The 16805-nt window shown below is 40.9% G+C and carries 13 protein-coding genes; 4 read left to right on the plus strand and 9 right to left on the minus strand.

The window, feature by feature from the left end; translation table 11 throughout:
* Positions 1-157: 157 nt before the first annotated feature.
* Complete coding sequence (locus F928_RS14815) at positions 158-1099, minus strand: LysR family transcriptional regulator (RefSeq protein WP_002114430.1); 942 nt, start codon at positions 1097-1099, stop codon at positions 158-160.
* A 204-nt stretch (positions 1100-1303) separates the two neighbouring features.
* On the opposite strand from F928_RS14815, the gene iorA reads away from it, so the two are divergent.
* A complete protein-coding gene (iorA, locus tag F928_RS14820; RefSeq protein ID WP_002114166.1) occupies positions 1304-4786 on the plus strand; it encodes an indolepyruvate ferredoxin oxidoreductase family protein in 3483 nt (1160 codons plus the stop codon).
* Between the two features lie 61 nt (positions 4787-4847).
* Here iorA and F928_RS14825 read toward each other — a convergent pair whose 3' ends face one another.
* Positions 4848-5651 (minus strand): thioesterase family protein, encoded by an 804-nt coding sequence (locus tag F928_RS14825; RefSeq protein ID WP_005076592.1) that lies wholly within the window; start codon positions 5649-5651, stop codon positions 4848-4850.
* A gap of 196 nt (positions 5652-5847) precedes the next feature.
* On the minus strand, positions 5848-7650 hold the full coding sequence (locus tag F928_RS14830) for an acyl-CoA dehydrogenase C-terminal domain-containing protein (protein ID WP_005076594.1): 1803 nt from the start codon (positions 7648-7650) through the stop codon (positions 5848-5850).
* 306 nt (positions 7651-7956) lie between these two features.
* Between F928_RS14830 and F928_RS14835 the strand changes: the two genes are divergently transcribed.
* Entirely contained in the window at positions 7957-8406 is a 450-nt protein-coding gene (locus F928_RS14835) for a PaaI family thioesterase (protein ID WP_079284144.1), read from the plus strand.
* A gap of 20 nt (positions 8407-8426) precedes the next feature.
* On the opposite strand, the gene dcaY is transcribed toward F928_RS14835, so the two are convergent.
* The 6 genes from dcaY to F928_RS14865 are packed head-to-tail and all read right to left on the minus strand — an operon-like array spanning position 8427 to position 14881.
* Positions 8427-9644, minus strand: coding sequence for an MFS transporter (gene dcaY, locus F928_RS14840; protein WP_005076597.1), 1218 nt, complete (start codon positions 9642-9644; stop codon positions 8427-8429).
* 18 nt (positions 9645-9662) lie between these two features.
* A complete protein-coding gene (dcaP, locus tag F928_RS14845; RefSeq protein ID WP_005076599.1) occupies positions 9663-10979 on the minus strand; it encodes an outer membrane trimeric porin-like protein DcaP in 1317 nt (438 codons plus the stop codon).
* A 36-nt stretch (positions 10980-11015) separates the two neighbouring features.
* On the minus strand, positions 11016-11669 hold the full coding sequence (gene dcaJ / locus F928_RS14850; protein ID WP_002114302.1) for a 3-oxoacid CoA-transferase subunit B: 654 nt from the start codon (positions 11667-11669) through the stop codon (positions 11016-11018).
* Positions 11669-12337, minus strand: a complete 669-nt coding sequence (gene dcaI / locus F928_RS14855; protein WP_005076601.1) for a 3-oxoacid CoA-transferase subunit A — start codon at positions 12335-12337, stop codon at positions 11669-11671. Before dcaI ends, dcaJ begins: the two co-directional genes overlap by 1 nt.
* A 47-nt stretch (positions 12338-12384) precedes the next feature.
* Positions 12385-13668, minus strand: coding sequence for an MFS transporter (gene dcaK / locus F928_RS14860; RefSeq protein WP_212749728.1), 1284 nt, complete (start codon positions 13666-13668; stop codon positions 12385-12387).
* A 58-nt stretch (positions 13669-13726) separates the two neighbouring features.
* Entirely contained in the window at positions 13727-14881 is a 1155-nt protein-coding gene (locus F928_RS14865; protein WP_000617391.1) for an acyl-CoA dehydrogenase family protein, read from the minus strand.
* A 311-nt stretch (positions 14882-15192) separates the two neighbouring features.
* Between F928_RS14865 and dcaE the strand changes: the two genes are divergently transcribed.
* Both dcaE and dcaG read left to right on the plus strand, forming a co-directional pair.
* On the plus strand, positions 15193-15981 hold the full coding sequence (gene dcaE, locus F928_RS14870; protein ID WP_005076608.1) for an enoyl-CoA hydratase: 789 nt from the start codon (positions 15193-15195) through the stop codon (positions 15979-15981).
* Positions 15982-16010: 29 nt separating this feature from the next.
* On the plus strand, positions 16011-16772 hold the full coding sequence (dcaG, locus tag F928_RS14875) for an SDR family oxidoreductase (protein WP_005076611.1): 762 nt from the start codon (positions 16011-16013) through the stop codon (positions 16770-16772).
* Positions 16773-16805 lie beyond the last annotated feature (33 nt).

Genomic DNA, 16805 nt, shown 5'->3' on the forward strand with positions numbered 1-16805 from the left:
GAATTGGGACTAATTCCCTTATGCAATTTTTTTAAAATTTATCGTTTATCTCTGTATTAAATGCCTCTTTCAAAAGAAGCATTCTCTACCCTATTTTTATTCTAATCTGTATTATTCTTCATACTTTTTTATCTTAGTCCTTAAAAAATTTATCTCATTATTTATAAAAATAAGATGCATCCATTTCAATTCTTGGAGAAATATATTCTTCCACCCAATCTAACCATGCACGTGTTTTGGCATCGATAAAATGGCGTGAAGGCAACAAGGTATAAACTCCGATATCGGGCGAACGCCACTCTGGCAAGATATGACATAATCTTCCATTTTGAACCGCATCTAAAGCCGAAAACATCGGCAATAATGCGATGCCCATATCTTGTTGCACTACATCTAATAATAACTCAGGGTTATCTGCAATGAGTTGCCCGCCAATGTCGATTTGGTAAGACTCACCACTTGTATTTAATAAGTGCCAATCTGGTGTAATAGACGGGTTTACCAAGCGTAAACAGGCATGATCTTTTAAGTCTTCTGGGGACTTCGGCATACCATGCTTTTCTAAATAAGCAGGTGAAGCACATAAAACAGAAAAGATAGTGCCAATTCTGCGTGCGACAAAACGAGAGTCTGTTAATGATTCAGTCAGATAAAGACTGACATCCACCCCTTTTGCCAACAAGTCTGGAACGTACTGTGAAGTCGTATATTCCACTGTTAATTCGGGGTAATGCTTACAAAACTCGGCCATCACTGGAAAAACATAATGATGCCCAAAGCTTCCCATGCTTAATACACGTAAACGGCCTTTGGGTTTAGATGCTGTTCCTGTTACTTCTGATTCTGCTTCATCCACCATTGAAATGACTTGCCGACAGCGTTCTGCGTAAGTCGCACCAATATCGGTCAGTGCCTGCTGGCGTGTTGAGCGTTGTATTAATTTTGTACCTAAGCGTGTTTCTAGCTCGCTGATAAGACGTGAAACCTGTGCTGTGGTCAGATCCATCTGCTCAGCTGCTGCTGTGAAACTCCCGCTATCAATCACTTTCAGGAATGCATGCATTGCATGCAATAGTCCACCATCGAGATTTTTGCGCATAACGTAAATATGTTTTCCTAAATTACGGATTGTTGCACCAGTTTAGATCAACCACAATGACTAAATGTACATACATTGGCACTAATTCTTTTTAAGAAGAGGAACCGATCTTTTTTTATTTCGTATGTCACTTGCTCCAAATATTCAACTGGATGTTGAAAAAAGAAAGTAGTCCGAGCTACTAAAAATTCTAAGGAGATATAAATGAATATAGCTACAAAAGTCACTCCAAATATTATTGCAACAAAGGATGTGTCACTTGAAGATAAATATGTAAGTGATAACGGTACAGCATATATGACCGGCATTCAGGCACTTGTTCGTTTGCCTCTTGCCCAAACTCGCCGTGACGCGATGAATGGTTATCATACTGCTGGTTTTATTTCTGGTTATCGCGGTTCTCCTGTTGGTAACTATGATAGTTTCCTTTGGCAAGTTCAGGGATTACTTAAATCCCATGATGTTGTATTTCAACCTGGTGTAAACGAAGACTTGGCTGCTACCGCTATTTGGGGTACCCAACAAGTTAATCTTTCAGGCCAAGGCAAATATGATGGAGTGTCTTCATGGTGGTATGGTAAAGGCCCGGGTGTTGACCGTTCAGGCGATGTACTCCGCCATGCGAACTTAGCTGGTACCTCTGAACGTGGTGGTGTGGTTGCTTTATTTGGTGATGACCACTCATGTAAATCTTCTACAATCCCGCATCAGTCTGAACATGTCATGATTGGTTGCGGTATTCCCATTTTCTATCCAACATCCGTTCAACAAATTTTAGACTTTGGTGTTCACGCCATTGCAGTTTCACGTTTTTCTGGCCTTTGGTCTTCAATGAAGCTGGTGAGTGAAATTGTAGAGACTTCTGCTTCTGTTCATGTCGACCTAGACCGTGTTACTCCGGTTATACCAGAAGATGTCAATTTCCCAGAGGGTGGTGTCAATATTCGTTGGCCAGACCACGGCATTCAGCAAGAAGAACGTCTTTATAAATATCGCTTACCTGCTGTTTTGGCCTATGCCCGTGCCAACAAAATCAACACCGTTACATGGCCTTGTGAAAATGCCCGTATTGGTATTGCTGCAAGTGGTAAAGGTTATTTAGATACCATTGAAGCCTTACGCATTTTAGGTATTGAAGATGAAACTGCCCAACAGCTTGGGTTACGTGTTTATCAGGTTGGGATGATTTGGCCTTTAGAACCACAAGGCGTTCGTGAGTTTGCCGAAGGTTTACAAGAACTGATCGTTATTGAAGAAAAACGTCCAATTATTGAAACACAAATTAAAGATGAGCTGTACTCACTTCCTGATGGCAAACGTCCACATGTTATTGGTAAAGCAACTGACGGCAAAGGCGAATGGAGTACTTCTATTGAAGAAGCACCGCTCATTGGTCACTATGAGTATCAGCCTGAACCGATTGCAAAAATGTTGGCTGCTCGCTTCTTAAAACTTGATATTCCAGAAAACTTAAAAGCACAAATCCAAAGCAGAATCGACTTACTGCTAAAAGCAGAGCAAGAATCAAAACGTGTAATTGATCTTGCAGAACGTAAACCATATTTCTGTAGTGGTTGCCCACATAACTCATCAACAGTCGTCCCTGAAGGTAGCCGTGCATTAGGCGGTATCGGTTGTCACTATATTGCAGTTTCACTTGACCGCGGTACAGAAACTTTCTCTCAAATGGGCGGTGAAGGTGTAAGTTGGGTCGGTGCATCACCATTTACCAATGAAAAACATATTTTTGCTAACCTTGGTGACGGAACTTACTTCCACTCAGGTTATTTAGCAATTCGTCAGTCTATTGCTGCAAAAACCAATATTACCTACAAAATCCTCTACAACGATGCAGTCGCTATGACAGGTGGTCAGCATGTAGATGGACATTTGAGCGTTGCGCAGTTAACTCGTCAGCTTGCTGCCGAAGGCATTAAAAAACAAGTCATCGTGACGGATGAAGTTAAACTATTAAACGAAGAAGATGGCATTGCACCGGGTGTCGAAATTCGCCACCGTAATGAACTCGATACAGTTCAACGTGAGCTTCGTGAAGTTACAGGTGTCACCGCTTTAATTTATGTACAAACATGTGCCAGCGAAAAACGCCGTCGTCGCAAACGTGATGCCTACCCTGATCCGGCTGAGCGTTTATACATTAATAGTGATATTTGCGAAGGCTGTGGCGACTGTTCGAAAAAATCAAACTGTTTATCTATTGAACCTGTAGAAACAGCTTTAGGGACTAAACGTCAAATTAACCAAAGTAGCTGTAACAAAGACTTCACTTGTGCCGAAGGGTTCTGCCCTAGTTTCGTAACTGTTCATACACGTGATATGAAACGTCCAGCTAAATTTGAAGGTATTGGTGCAGGCTGGCCGACATCACCCGTTATTCCTCAGTTATATGACGTTCCAAGCCGTATTATGGTTGGTGGTATTGGTGGTACAGGTGTTGTGACTATTGGTGCACTGCTTGGTATGGCGGCTCACCTAGAAGGTAAAGCAACCCGTGTTATGGACATGGCAGGTCTTGCCCAAAAAGGTGGTACGGTTTATTCATACGTTCAACTTGCGGCAAGTGATGAGCAAATTTCTTCTACCAAAATTCCGGCAGGACAATGTGAATTACTCATCGGTGCAGATGCCGTAGTGGCTGGTGGTAGCGCTGCTCTATCTCGCTTAAAAGATGATGCTTTAGTTATTGTGAATGAAGACAGCACTCCTACTTCTGAGTTTATTAAATCTCGTGACTGGTATGCGCCTATTAGTGATTTAATTGATCGTCTTCGTGGTCGTGTTCGTCAAGGTCAACTGGTTTCTCTGCCAGCGGCTCGAATTGCAACTCAGCTCTTAGGTGATTCAATCTATACCAACCAGTTATTACTCGGTATGGCATGGCAGTCTGGACGCATTCCGCTATTACGTGAAAGTATTGAAAAAGCAATTCGCTTAAATGGTACTGCCGTTGAAAAGAACCTCGAAGCTTTCCGTGTGGGTTGTCATCTTGCAAGTGACCCAACTTTAGCTGGACGCTTAGTTGCGGCAATGCCAAAAACCAAAACTCCGCAAACTTTGGCTGAACTTGTTGAAGATCGTTCTGCTCGTCTAACAGACTACTGGAATGAAGCTTATGCAGCTAAATACCGCACACTTGTAGAATTGGCAGCTAAAAAGTTACCAGAAGAGTTAACAGGTACAATTGCAACTCAGCTATACAGAGTCATGGCTTATAAAGATGAATATGAAGTTGCACGTCTTTTAACAGGTAAAAGCTTCAAAGAATCAATTGAAACCCAGTTTGGTAAAGGCTTACGTTTAACGTATCACCTTGCCCCACCAGCATTACTCGGTGGTCTAAAAAATGTCCGTAAACGTGCGTTTGGTTACTGGATGCGCTTCCCAATGATGATGCTTGCTCGCTTACAATGGCTTCGTGAAACTTTCCTTGACCCATTTGCACGTCAAGAAGAGCGTCAACACGAACAAGCTTGGCGTGACCGTTACATCGCATTTGTTGAAGCACTTGTTGAAGCACCAGACAATCATAACTTGGCAGTTGCTGAACAAATTGCAAAATTACCGGCAGAAGTTCGTGGTTATGGTCATATCAAAATGAAAGCAATGGACGCTGCAAAACAACGTTGGGATGAACTTACACCAACACTGTTAAAAGTCCGTAACTAAAAATTAAATCTCAAAATAAAAAAGTCATCCTTAGGGATGACTTTTTTATTGGCTCAAAAATTTATTTAGTCATTTTACGTAACGTCAAAATCTGTTCACTTCGTCCAAATGGACCATACACATCATGTAAAACTGCACTAGTTAAACCAATGCCATCAGCCCCATATTGCTGAACGGTTTCCAGACCTAGCCATTTCCCTTGCGGATAACGGTGCATGTGAACTTGCAAATCAAGATTTGGAAAGCCCCACGTAAATTCGCCTTCTTGTCTTGGTACAATTCCGTTTGCTGTATCTATCATGCCAATTAAATGGGCAAAATCTGTCGTCGGCTGCCCTTCAACTATTTCTTTATCATTGTTTAGCCAAACAATTCCTTTGCCCGCACGATGCTGATCATCAGTTTTAGTGACTAATGTCTGGATAAAACCACCTGGCCATCTTTTCATACCTGTCCACTCTGTAAAGGTATCTGGATGATGAACTGGCTGATCTTCAAGCCCAGCAATATCGGAACTGTCTTGAGTGCACATTCGCCATGCTCTAGCCACAATACAGGTTTTACCTTGTGCCTGCATTTCAGCTTCAATCAGTTCAATGGTTTTACCGGCACGAATTACATGTGTCTTAATCGTAAATTCACCAAATGCAATCAATCCGAAAATATCAAAACTAATTCGGCCAATTCGCATATCTTGTCGTGGTGAAAATTGCTCTAACTCTGCTGCGATGACACCACTTGCAGGTGCCATGTGCTGTTCATGAGGGTTCCAAGCCCCTTGTGCATGGACAGTTGAGCAATAATGAGCAATAACTTCACCTTGAGGACCAATTGTTCTATTCAGTAATTGATAATAAGCATTCATGATTTTCTTTCCGTAGTCCTTATGCAACATCTATATTTGATGAAAATTCACGTTTTAATGCTTATGTTAACTCTCTATTTCTTTGGCTCAACTGGTTTTTCCTACCAAAAACTGATGATTCTAAAATTAAAAATTTAATCACTAGGTAAAATTCCGCACATAAATTTCACCTAGTGATTCTAAAAATGACTATTCACTAAAATGCAAAAGCATCTTGATCGAGCTCTATCACAGATTCAGCTCCTGACTCAATAGAAGCGGCATGGCTCTGTGTACGATGCAAAAGCTTTTGATAGAAAAACTTAGCTGTCGTTAATTTTGCTTTATAAAAATCTTCCTCTTGTGTACCCGATTCTAATTTTTCATGGGCAACTTGTGACATTCGTGCCCACAAATACGCGAACACAACGTAACTGGAAAAATAAAGATAATCTACTGAAGCGGCTCCTATTTCTTCAGGGTTGTGCTTGGCTTTCTCTGCAATCGATTTGGTCAGGGACAGCCATTGCTGCTTAAGCTCAGCTAATTTTTCTAGATAAGGTTTCAGGGTTTCACTAGATTGCTGTTGACCAATAAATTGATCCATTAGATCGGTCATATTTTTTAGAAGTTTACCTTCTGACTTGAGGACTTTACGTGCCAGCAGATCTAGAGACTGAATCTCTGTTGTTCCTTCATACAAGGTTGAGATACGTGCATCACGTACAATTTGCTCCATACCATGCTCAACAATAAAGCCGTGGCCGCCAAATACTTGAACGCCATGCTTTGCAGACTCATTACCCGACTCTGTTAAAAAGGCCTTAGCAATTGGCGTTAAAAAAGCCAGTAATTCGTCGGAGTGTTTTTGCTGTTCCTGATCATTTGAACTTTCCACAATATCGACATGCTGAGCTAAAAAGTAAGCTAAAGCACGACCACCTTCGGAAAAAGCTTTTTGTGTCATTAACATTGAACGTACAGCGGGATGAACAATAATTGGATCGGCATTCTTCTCAGGATATTGAGGACCGGATAACGAACGCATAGCGAGGCGCTCTTTGGCATAACTTAATGCGCCTTGAAATGAAATTTCAGAAGCAGCAAGCCCTTGTACAGCTGTTCCAATACGTGCGGTATTCATAAAGGTAAACATACAATTAAGCCCGCGATTTTCCGGACCAATCAAATAACCTTTGGCGCCATCAAAATTAAGTACACAGGTGGCATTGCCATGAATCCCCATTTTATGTTCAATCGCGCTACAGACGACTTTATTACGGTCCAGCACCTGACCGTCGTCACTCACATTAAATTTAGGCACAATAAATAAAGAAATGCCTTTGGTCCCTGCAGGTGCCTGAGGCAAACGGGCTAAAACAATATGAATAATATTTTCAGAAAGATCATGCTCACCCGCCGAGATAAAAATCTTTTCACCTGTAATGGAGTAGCTACCGTCCGGATTTGGTTCTGCTTTCGTTTTAATTAACCCAAGGTCTGAGCCTGCATGGGATTCGGTTAAACACATGGTTCCGGTCCAAGCCCCACTAATGAGTTTAGTCAAATACTGCTGTTTTTGTTGCTCAGTACCATGATGCTCAATGGTTCTCATTGCGCCATGAGACAAGCCGGGATACATCGCCCAAGCCCAATTAGAACCACATAACATTTCAGAAATAGCAATCCGCAGCAATGTAGGCAAGCCTTGCCCACCATATTCCGGATCGGCGGTTAGTGAGGTAAATCCAAGCTCAGCATATTTTTGGTAGGCTTCTTTAAAACCTTTCGGTGTTGTGACTACGCCTTGATTTAAATGACAGCCTTCCTGATCGCCATTTTGATTTATGGGCGCCAATTCATTTTCACAAAAATCTGCTGCTGCCTCTAAGTATTGATCAATTAATTCTCGATTTACGCTTTCCTGATATTTACTTAAACCTTGATAGTTCTGTTCTGTTTGAAGCATTTCATGCAGTACAAATTGCATATCGCGTAATGGAGCTTTGTATAAAGGCATAGTTTTTTTCCTTTCACCTCACTGCCTGTGTCATGGGCAGATATCGTTTTTCCTTAAAATGGACTTTTTATTGTTTCAATCTCACCAAAATATCAAAAAATTTCTTATAGCAAAATATATTTTCACTAAATTAATAAAATTATCCTAAATTAGTTATAGAGATAGAATATAAACATATGTTTTTAAATACAAATATAAGATAAAAAGTTATTAGTCTTGTTTAACTAGAATAAATTTATATTTTGTATTGCAAAATTTTATTCCGTAAAAAATCGATTTATAGTATGGTGATTAGGTTGCTTAATCATGCAAGGACGATTTATGGAAAGCCCGAAATACACAGGTCTTGAATTTTTAACCGCTTTAAAAAATGGTGAAGTTTCTCCATCACCTATGGCTCACACCATACCGATGGAACTCGTTGAAGTTTCCGAAGGTAAAGCAACTTATAAAGTTACTCCCCGCAAAGAACATAGAAATATACAAGGCGGTGTACACGGCGGCTTTTGTGCCACAGCTTTAGATACGGCGACAGGCAGTGCGGCCCATACCCTACTTGAACATGGCGTTGGCTATGGAACCATTGATTTAAATGTAAAAATGATCCGCCCCATGCAGGTTGACACGTCTTACTATGCGACGGCCGAGTTGATTAACGCAGGCCGTAACATTATTAGTACCGAAGGAAAAATCGTAGATGAGAACGGCAAAGTGTATGCTTTTGCTTCGGCAACCTTAATGATTATTCGCAAATAATAAAATATTGAAGCTCCTGTTTATGGAGCTTTTTCTTGTTTTGCAATCTTGTTCATTTCATAAAAATCTAAGCGATCAATTATAAAACTTAATATTGCCATCGCTAAACCTAAGGCTGCACACGCTTCCCATCCCCAGTGTTTCCATGCATATACCGCAATAAAAGAACCTAAAGCAGCCCCACCAAAATATAAGGTCATATAAATTGAATTAATACGAGAACGGGCCTCGGCCGAGATTCGGTAGACCAGATTTTGGTTGAGTACATGAAATGCTGACAAACCGAAGTACGCCATGATCACACCAACAGCGTAGGCCACCAGAGACTGCTGAGCAAAAAATAGTGGTATCCATGCACTCATTAATAACCCCATGCAAATCACTGCAATTTTATTTTCAAGACCTGCTGCAATTTTCTTACCTGCCCAAGGAGTCGCAAATACGCCAGCCAAGCCCACAATTCCAAATAAACCAATCTGGAAATCGTTAAAGTGATAAGGCTCATTCGCCAAAATAAAAGTCATGGTAGTAAAAATGAGGGCCAAAATACCAAAGCCAATTCCCCCTGCCAAACCACGGCGTAGTAAATGAGGCTGATGAACAGCTAATGAAAATAGTGAACCATAGATCTGTAGAATATTAAGTTGATGGGATTTTCGCGCAACTGGTAACTTTACCCACATTACCCAAGCAAACACCAAAATGACAATTCCGCTAATTAAATAAACCGCATGCCAAGACCAGACTGTAGAAAGTAAGCCTGCAATAGAGCGCGCCAATAATATTCCCAAGAACAAACCACTCATGAGAGTGCCTACAACTTGAGGGCTTTTTTTCGGGCTGGCTAAACCTGCGGCGAAAGGAACCAACACTTGAGTCGCAATCGAAAAGAATGTCGCTAAAAAGGTAAAGCCATATAAAACTGGCAAGGTTTGACTTAAGGATAGCCCTACTTGTGCAAGCCCCGTACAACACATGAGCAAGCAAATATAACTGCGCTTTTCAAAAAAGTCGCCTAAGGGAACCAATATAAAAAGGCCAACTGCATATGACAGTTGGCTAATCACAATAGTTAAGGCGACTTGATCGGCATTAACTTTTAATGCTTCTGCAATTGAATAGATTAAGGGCTGGTTATAATAGTTTGAACCCGCACAAATTCCACATGTCATTGCCATGATAAAAATGAAACTTTTTGACAGTATATTTTCTGCATTGGGCTCAACTATTTTTTCCATTTTTAATTACGCCCCATTTTAGAATTTATACATCGATACAAAATTTATGCGTGACACATCAGCGGTTCGACCATCAAACACTTCACGTTTGCCTTGGTGATATTCCATCCCAATATCCATTTGCTCAATTGGTGAATAGAAAACGTTAGCTGCGTAGTCCGTTAAGCGCTTATTAGCATCTGGGTTGAGTTTGGCATATGCCGTTTCATCATCATAATCAAACATTGAAGCAGATAAGTTCGCACGCCATTGCTCATTAAATTTATATGAATAACCAATATTTACACTATTCAACTTATTCATTTCCAAATCTGTTTTATCTTCGTTTAATGAGAAATCACCCGCGGCATTTAAACTTGTTGAATTTGCCAACCCACTTTGGGCGGTGTACGGCATAAATTTTTGATCGCCAACAATATATTGATAATTTGCTTGTACTGATTGTTGTGGCGTGAGTTGATATTTTAAGCCGCCTCCTGCACCCCAGCTTACTTTCTTCACCGTGGCAGTTGCGACATCTGTAGACTTTTCATTAATAAAGGCTTGAGCAAGTGCCGTTAAAGGGCCTTGTTTAAAAGTATAGCGACCCGTTAAAGTTGGAAAAGCCGAGACTCTCGAACCTGTATATTCCAAAGCTACTTTCAAATCATTATTGGCATCAATTTTCCAGTCATAACGGATTTGAGGGGTACGCGTATAAGAGGTTCCCACAAATTGCGTGTAATCCACAGATTCTGTACGGGTTTCCATATTAGACATGAGTGACCATGTTTGACCAAAAGTCCAGTCTTTATAGGTAAAAAATGCATGACGAATACGGAATTTACCATCCCCCGTTCCCATGTTAGAGCTATCAAAGAAATCGGCTTCAATATTCCCTGTAACCACTTTATTTGGGCTATTAAAATAAACACCTAATCGGCTTGCATTAATCATGGCATCGGAACGTGCATGATTTGAACGTTTTTCACTTTCAAAAGGTGTTCGGTACAGACTGCTGGTCGTTCTACCGCCCGAGTCTGGTGATGATTTAAAATCAACCGCTGCATCAATACGGGCAATACCGTAAACCTTCACATTATCTGTCCAAGTCACCCACGAAGGAGCAACAGGCTTCTCTGTTACAGTCGCTTTAGTTTTTTCGATGTTCTCTTCAATCTTTACCTGTTTGACTTGTAAATTATTTTGAGTTTGTTTCTGAGCAGCAAGTTCTGCCTTTAATTTTTGCAGCTCGGTTTCTAGCAAATTAATTCTTTGTTCTGTGGTATCTGAAGAATTTGCAAAAATAGTCCCTGAAGCCGCAGCGCAAGCTGCAGCTAATATTAATTTTTTCATCTTTTAATCCTTAAAGAAGCGTTTTTCCGTGTGTATTTAGGCTACACGTGCATCGATTAGTTCACAGTCTGTGACTGCCTGTAGCTCATCAAAAGTTAAGCCTTCCACCATTTCTGTGACATAAGCTTTTTGGTCTTTGAGTTCAATAATGCATAAATCGGTATAAATACGATTTACACACTGCTCACCCGTCATTGGATAGCTCAGTTCTTTTACAATTTTGGACTCACCTTTTTTAGTGACGTGTTCCATATAGACATAAATCGTTTTCGCGCCGACTGCCAAATCCATAGCACCGCCGACCGCGGGTACATCATCTGCTTTACCGGTATGCCAGTTTGCTAAGTCTCCATTTACCGCAACTTGGAATGCACCAATCACACAAATGTCCAGATGGCCGCCACGCATAATGTCAAATGAGTCACCATGATGCATAAAACATCCACCATCTAATAAAGTGACAAGTTCTTTTCCGGCATTCACTAAGTCTTGATCTTCCTCACCCGGTTGTGGTGGTGGGCCAAAAGCCAAAACCCCATTTTCCGAATGTAAAAAGATTTCTTTGTCTTTTGGCAAAAATTTAGCAACGTTGGTCGGTAAGCCAATTCCTAAATTGACATAAGAACCTTCCGGAATATCATTGGCAATGAGTTTGGCAATATCTTCACGAGAACGCTTTTGAACTGACATTAGATATCTCCTACTTTTACAACGTGCTGAACAAAAATTCCCGGTGTAATAATGCACTCTGGGTCAAGCGTTCCTAGCTCTACGGTGTCATTCACTTGAACAATTGTGGTCTTGGCGGCTTTTGCCATAATTGGGCCAAAATTGCGGGCCGCTTTGCGGTAAGTTAAATTGCCCCAGCGATCGGCTTTATCGGCATAAATCAGTGCAAAATCAGCTTCAAGTGGATATTCAAGCACATAGTTTTTACCGTTAATGGTGCGGGTCTCTTTACCCTCGGCAACCTTAGTGCCATAACCAGTCGGCGCAAAAATAGCTCCTAAACCAGCCCCTGCGGCCTGAATACGACAAGCCAAATTACCTTGCGGAACCAGTTCTAACTCAATTTTTCCCGCTCTATATAAGTCTTGAAAAACGGTTGATCCAGCAGATTTCGGAAATGAACAAATCATTTTTTTTACACAGCCAGCAATAATGAGCTTGGTTAGGCCACGGTCACCAGAAGCCGCATTGTTATTTACAATGGTAAGTTCTTTTTTTCCTAAATCGATTAAGGCTTCAATTAATTCAGCAGGTTGCCCCGTCACACCGAACCCGCCTGTCATGATGGTTGCCCCATCAGGAATAGCTTTTAAAATCGGTTCAATGTCACTGGTGATTTTATTTATCATCTCACTTGTCCCTTTTCATCCTTAATTTAAGGTGACAGATTGATCTGTCACTCTGCCTTTTGCGGGTTAAATAGTCGGTCTTTAATAAATAACAATGGGATTACACCGCAGATAAAATAAGCCGCAGCCATCACCAAGAGCCCTAAGCCAATAGAACCGTTTTGCGATAGAAAACCAATTGTTAATGGAGAGAAAATTGAAAGTACTTTGCCAATGTTATAAGCACCACCCACTGCCGAACCTCGAATTGAAGTCGGGAAACTTTCTGTCATATAGGTGGCATTAATTGCGTATGGAATACCGTAAAGGAAACCGAAGAACAGCATCATCCATAAAATATTGGTTGGTGTATTTAAATAGACAATCACTGGAATAAATAAGGCTGTGCCAATGGTTCCAAAAGCGAATACAGCGCGGCGTCCTAATTTGTCGGCAACGATCCCTGCGATTACTTTGGCAAACATCATAATCAGGAAAGTACCGACCATATACATGGCCATTTCTTTAAACTTGATGCCAAGATCAGACTCTAAATAAGCAGGTAACCAGTTACTTACGCCGTAATAACCAAACTGCAATGCACCCGTACTAATAATCCAGAGAACAAACATGGTGCCATGTTTTTTATCTCTTAAAATCTCAAAATATGGATTTTGACGTTTTTTAGGTTGGTTACTTTGAGCAACTTCTAATGCTTTTAATTGACGCGCTTTTTTCCAAGACTCAGGTTCAGGGACACAAAAGTGCATTAAAACTGACAACAACACAGGCGCAATTGCAATCCAGTAAAGGAAACGCCAACCATGTTCAGGAATAATATGTCCAGCTAGTAAGGTCGCGAGTAAAGAACCTAAGGTGTACCCCGTCATGAGAGTAGCCAAAACGGTCGAGCGATGTTTGGTTGGCACCATTTCAGACATTAAAATATTACAGGCAATATAAAGTGCGCCTAAGCCCATCGCTCCAAATGTTCTTAAAACTGCAAATTGCATATAAGAATCAGTAAAACCCAGCGCACTGGTTAAAACTGAAGAATAAGCAATAAAGAACACAATAATGCGAACTCGCCCAAAACGGTCACACGCCCAGCCGCCAATCAGACCACCCACAGCGGAACCGAAAAGCGTTAAGCTGCCTAGCGTTCCAGCTTGTACACCCGTCAAATGAAATTCTGTTTTAAGACTGGTCAGGCTCAATGCCAAAAAACCTAAGTCTGCCCCATCACACAACAATGTTAAAAAAGCGAATATAAATGCGGTAATCCAAATCTTTTTTGGTGTTTGGATAGCTTCACTGCTAGCCGTATTTTGGGTAACTGTTTCTGTTGTCATGTCCATATCCTCAGAAGGAACATGAGGCATCCAATGCCTCATGGCATTTGATTTTTTATTAGGCCGTAGCTTCCCTAATCATGTTTTTGGCAATAATAATTTGTTGAACTTGTGTGGTTCCTTCATAGAGACGGAACAAACGAACATCGCGATAAAAACGCTCAATGGCATATTCACTGATATAGCCTGCACCACCGTGAATCTGTACACAGCGGTCAGCAACGCGTCCGCACATTTCAGTTGCAAACATTTTGGCGCAAGATGCTTCTGTACTAATATTTTCGCCATTGTCACGGCGGCGAGCTGCATCTAAAACCATACATTTAGCTGCATAAATCTCGGCTTTTGAGTCGGCAAGCATCGCTTGAATCAACTGGAAGTTCGCAATAGGTTGACCAAACTGTTTACGCTCAATCGCATAGTGCAATGCGTCGTTTAACATACGTTCGGCAACACCCACGCTATAGGCACCAATGTGCAAACGCCCTTTATCAAGCACTTTCATGGCCGTTTTAAAACCGACACCTTCTACTCCACCAATCAGTGCAGAAGCAGGCACACGGCAATTTTCAAAAATCACATCACAGGTATGTGAACCCTTTTGCCCCATTTTTTGGTCAATTTTTCCCAATGTAATGCCCGGTGTATTCGCTTCAACTAAAAAAGCTGAAATGCCACCTGATCCTTTAATTTCAGGATTGGTTCGAGCCATTACAGTGAAAGTGGCAGCGTGAGGTGCATTGGTAATAAAACGTTTGGTGCCGTTTAACACATAAAAGTCACCATCTTTTACTGCACTGGTTTTTAAAGAGGCAGCGTCAGAGCCAGATTCAGGCTCGGTTAAACAGAATGATCCAATAATTTCGCCACTTGCGTAACGAGGTAAATATTTTTGCTTTTGCTCTTCTGTGCCATCAATCAAAATTGCACTTGAGCCAATCCCGTTATTAGTCCCAATTAAAGAACGAAAAGCTGGTGAAGTTTGTCCAAGTTCAAATGCAACTCTGACCTCTTCTTCCATGGTGATGCCTAGGCCACCATATTCTTCGGGAATTGTGAGCCCGAACAAACCTAGCTCACGCATTTGCTGCACAATGTCATCTGGAATTTTGTCTTTCTCTACCACTTCGTTTTCACGAGGGATCAATTCATTTTTTACAAAATCTCGAATTGTTGAAAGTAACTGCTCCAACATCCCTTCATCACGGATCATCTGTGATCTCCCTTTTTATGTATTTCCATCGCACCCATCAGCCATCTCCAGCTTGTCTGGATACCATGTTTTAAATCTTGTTTACTGCGGATGTGTTTCATAGTACGAGAACGAAAATACAAATTTCAAGCTTTTTTGAAAATTAATTTCGTTAAACGAAATTTAAAAATACACCATTACGAAATATCAAACACTTAGCTTATTTAATAAATCATAATTGCTCTAATGAACTAAATAAGACTTGAAATAAATTCCAAAATAAGCATCATAAAAGGAATATAGTTTTGATGTGCGAAACAAGGAATTCAAAAATGAGTGTATCAATAGGGGATAATTTCGTAGAAGTCGACTTTTCTATTCAAAAAATAGCGATTGTAAAAATAAACCGACCTGAAGCAAAAAATGCATTGAATACAGAGGTTCGCAAACAACTAGCACAAGCTTTTACCGAATTAAGTTTTAACGATGAGATCAATGCGGTTGTGCTCACAGGTGGTGAAGAGGTCTTTGCCGCAGGTGCAGATCTAAAAGAAATGGCAACCGCAACTTCAACAGAAATGTTATTGCGCCATACCGAACGTTATTGGAATGCGATTGCTCAGTGTCCTAAACCCGTGATTGCTGCTGTAAATGGCTATGCGTTAGGTGGTGGCTGTGAACTTACAATGCATGCTGACATTATTATTGCAGGTAAAGGCGCAACCTTTGGCCAGCCGGAAATTAAAGTTGGTTTAATGCCGGGTGCTGGTGGTACACAACGTTTATTCCGTGCTGTGGGTAAATTCCATGCCATGCGCATGATTATGACGGGTGCCATGGTAAAAGCCGAAGAAGCTTATATCATCGGTCTTGTTTCACAAGTCACAGAAGATGACCAAACCATTCCAACTGCGATTCAAATGGCACAAAGCCTCGCAAAAATGCCTCCTATTGCCCTGCAACAAATTAAAGAAGTTGCACTAATGAGCGAAGACGTTCCATTAAATGCAGGCTTAACTCTAGAACGAAAAGCATTCCAGTTACTGTTTTCGACCGAAGATAAAAATGAAGGCGTTCAAGCTTTTATCGAAAAGCGTAAGCCGTCGTATCAAGGTAAATAATTTAAAACCATAATAACAAAGGAATGAAAATGGCCAGAAAAGTATTGATTAGTGCAGGTGGTTCAGGGATTGGACGATGCATTGCTGAAATCTTTTTAAACAATCAGGATGAAGTTTTCGTTTGTGATATTAATGCTAAAAGCCTAGAAAAATTTCAACAAGATTATCCAAAACTACATATATATACATGTGATTTGGCTGATCATGAGCAAATTAAACTCATGTTTAGTCATGTAGTTCAGAAACTTGGCGGTATTGATATTTTAGTCAATAACACAGGCATTTCAGGCCCGACCATTGCAGCAGATGAGTTAAGTTTTGAAGATTGGAACACGGTGATTAATTTAAACCTGAATAGCACTTTTTTAATTACCCAGTTAGCCATTCCCTATTTAAAGCAAGCACAGGCAGGCGTGATTATAAATATGTCGTCTATTGCCGGACGCTTAGGCTATCCGTACCGATTAGCCTATTCCACTTCGAAATGGGGGCTGATCGGTTTTACCAAAACGCTTTCTATGGAACTCGGTACAGACAATATTCGAGTTAACGCTATTCTTCCGGGTGCGGTAGATGGTGATCGAGTTCAACGTGTATTACAGGCCCGTGCCGATGTAGCCCATACTTCACTTGAAGAAGTGACTCAAAACGCACTGAAAAATCAGTCGCTCAAATATTTTGTCAATCCAAAGCATATTGCAGATTTATGCCTATTTTTAGCGTCAGACAGTGGTCGCTCAATTTCAGGACAAATCTTACCCATTGATGGTGATAAACAATGCTTAAGCTAAATCACCCAACCCTATTTTTCCGTTTAATTTCAA

This window comes from Acinetobacter pittii ATCC 19004 = CIP 70.29, assembly GCF_000369045.1.
GTDB lineage: Bacteria > Pseudomonadota > Gammaproteobacteria > Pseudomonadales > Moraxellaceae > Acinetobacter > Acinetobacter pittii.

Excerpts from the sequence above, each read along its gene's own strand:
- F928_RS14815 (WP_002114430.1), bottom strand. The coding sequence starts at position 1,099 with ATGCGCAAAAATCTCGATGGTGGACTATTGCATGCAATGCATGCATTC.
- iorA (WP_002114166.1), top strand. The coding sequence starts at position 1,304 with ATGAATATAGCTACAAAAGTCACTCCAAATATTATTGCAACAAAGGAT.
- F928_RS14825 (WP_005076592.1), bottom strand. The coding sequence starts at position 5,651 with ATGAATGCTTATTATCAATTACTGAATAGAACAATTGGTCCTCAAGGT.
- F928_RS14830 (WP_005076594.1), bottom strand. The coding sequence starts at position 7,650 with ATGCCTTTATACAAAGCTCCATTACGCGATATGCAATTTGTACTGCAT.
- F928_RS14835 (WP_079284144.1), top strand. The coding sequence starts at position 7,957 with ATGCAAGGACGATTTATGGAAAGCCCGAAATACACAGGTCTTGAATTT.
- dcaY (WP_005076597.1), bottom strand. The coding sequence starts at position 9,644 with ATGGAAAAAATAGTTGAGCCCAATGCAGAAAATATACTGTCAAAAAGT.
- dcaP (WP_005076599.1), bottom strand. The coding sequence starts at position 10,979 with ATGAAAAAATTAATATTAGCTGCAGCTTGCGCTGCGGCTTCAGGGACT.
- dcaJ (WP_002114302.1), bottom strand. The coding sequence starts at position 11,669 with ATGTCAGTTCAAAAGCGTTCTCGTGAAGATATTGCCAAACTCATTGCC.
- dcaI (WP_005076601.1), bottom strand. The coding sequence starts at position 12,337 with ATGATAAATAAAATCACCAGTGACATTGAACCGATTTTAAAAGCTATT.
- dcaK (WP_212749728.1), bottom strand. The coding sequence starts at position 13,668 with ATGACAACAGAAACAGTTACCCAAAATACGGCTAGCAGTGAAGCTATC.
- F928_RS14865 (WP_000617391.1), bottom strand. The coding sequence starts at position 14,881 with ATGATCCGTGATGAAGGGATGTTGGAGCAGTTACTTTCAACAATTCGA.
- dcaE (WP_005076608.1), top strand. The coding sequence starts at position 15,193 with ATGAGTGTATCAATAGGGGATAATTTCGTAGAAGTCGACTTTTCTATT.
- dcaG (WP_005076611.1), top strand. The coding sequence starts at position 16,011 with ATGGCCAGAAAAGTATTGATTAGTGCAGGTGGTTCAGGGATTGGACGA.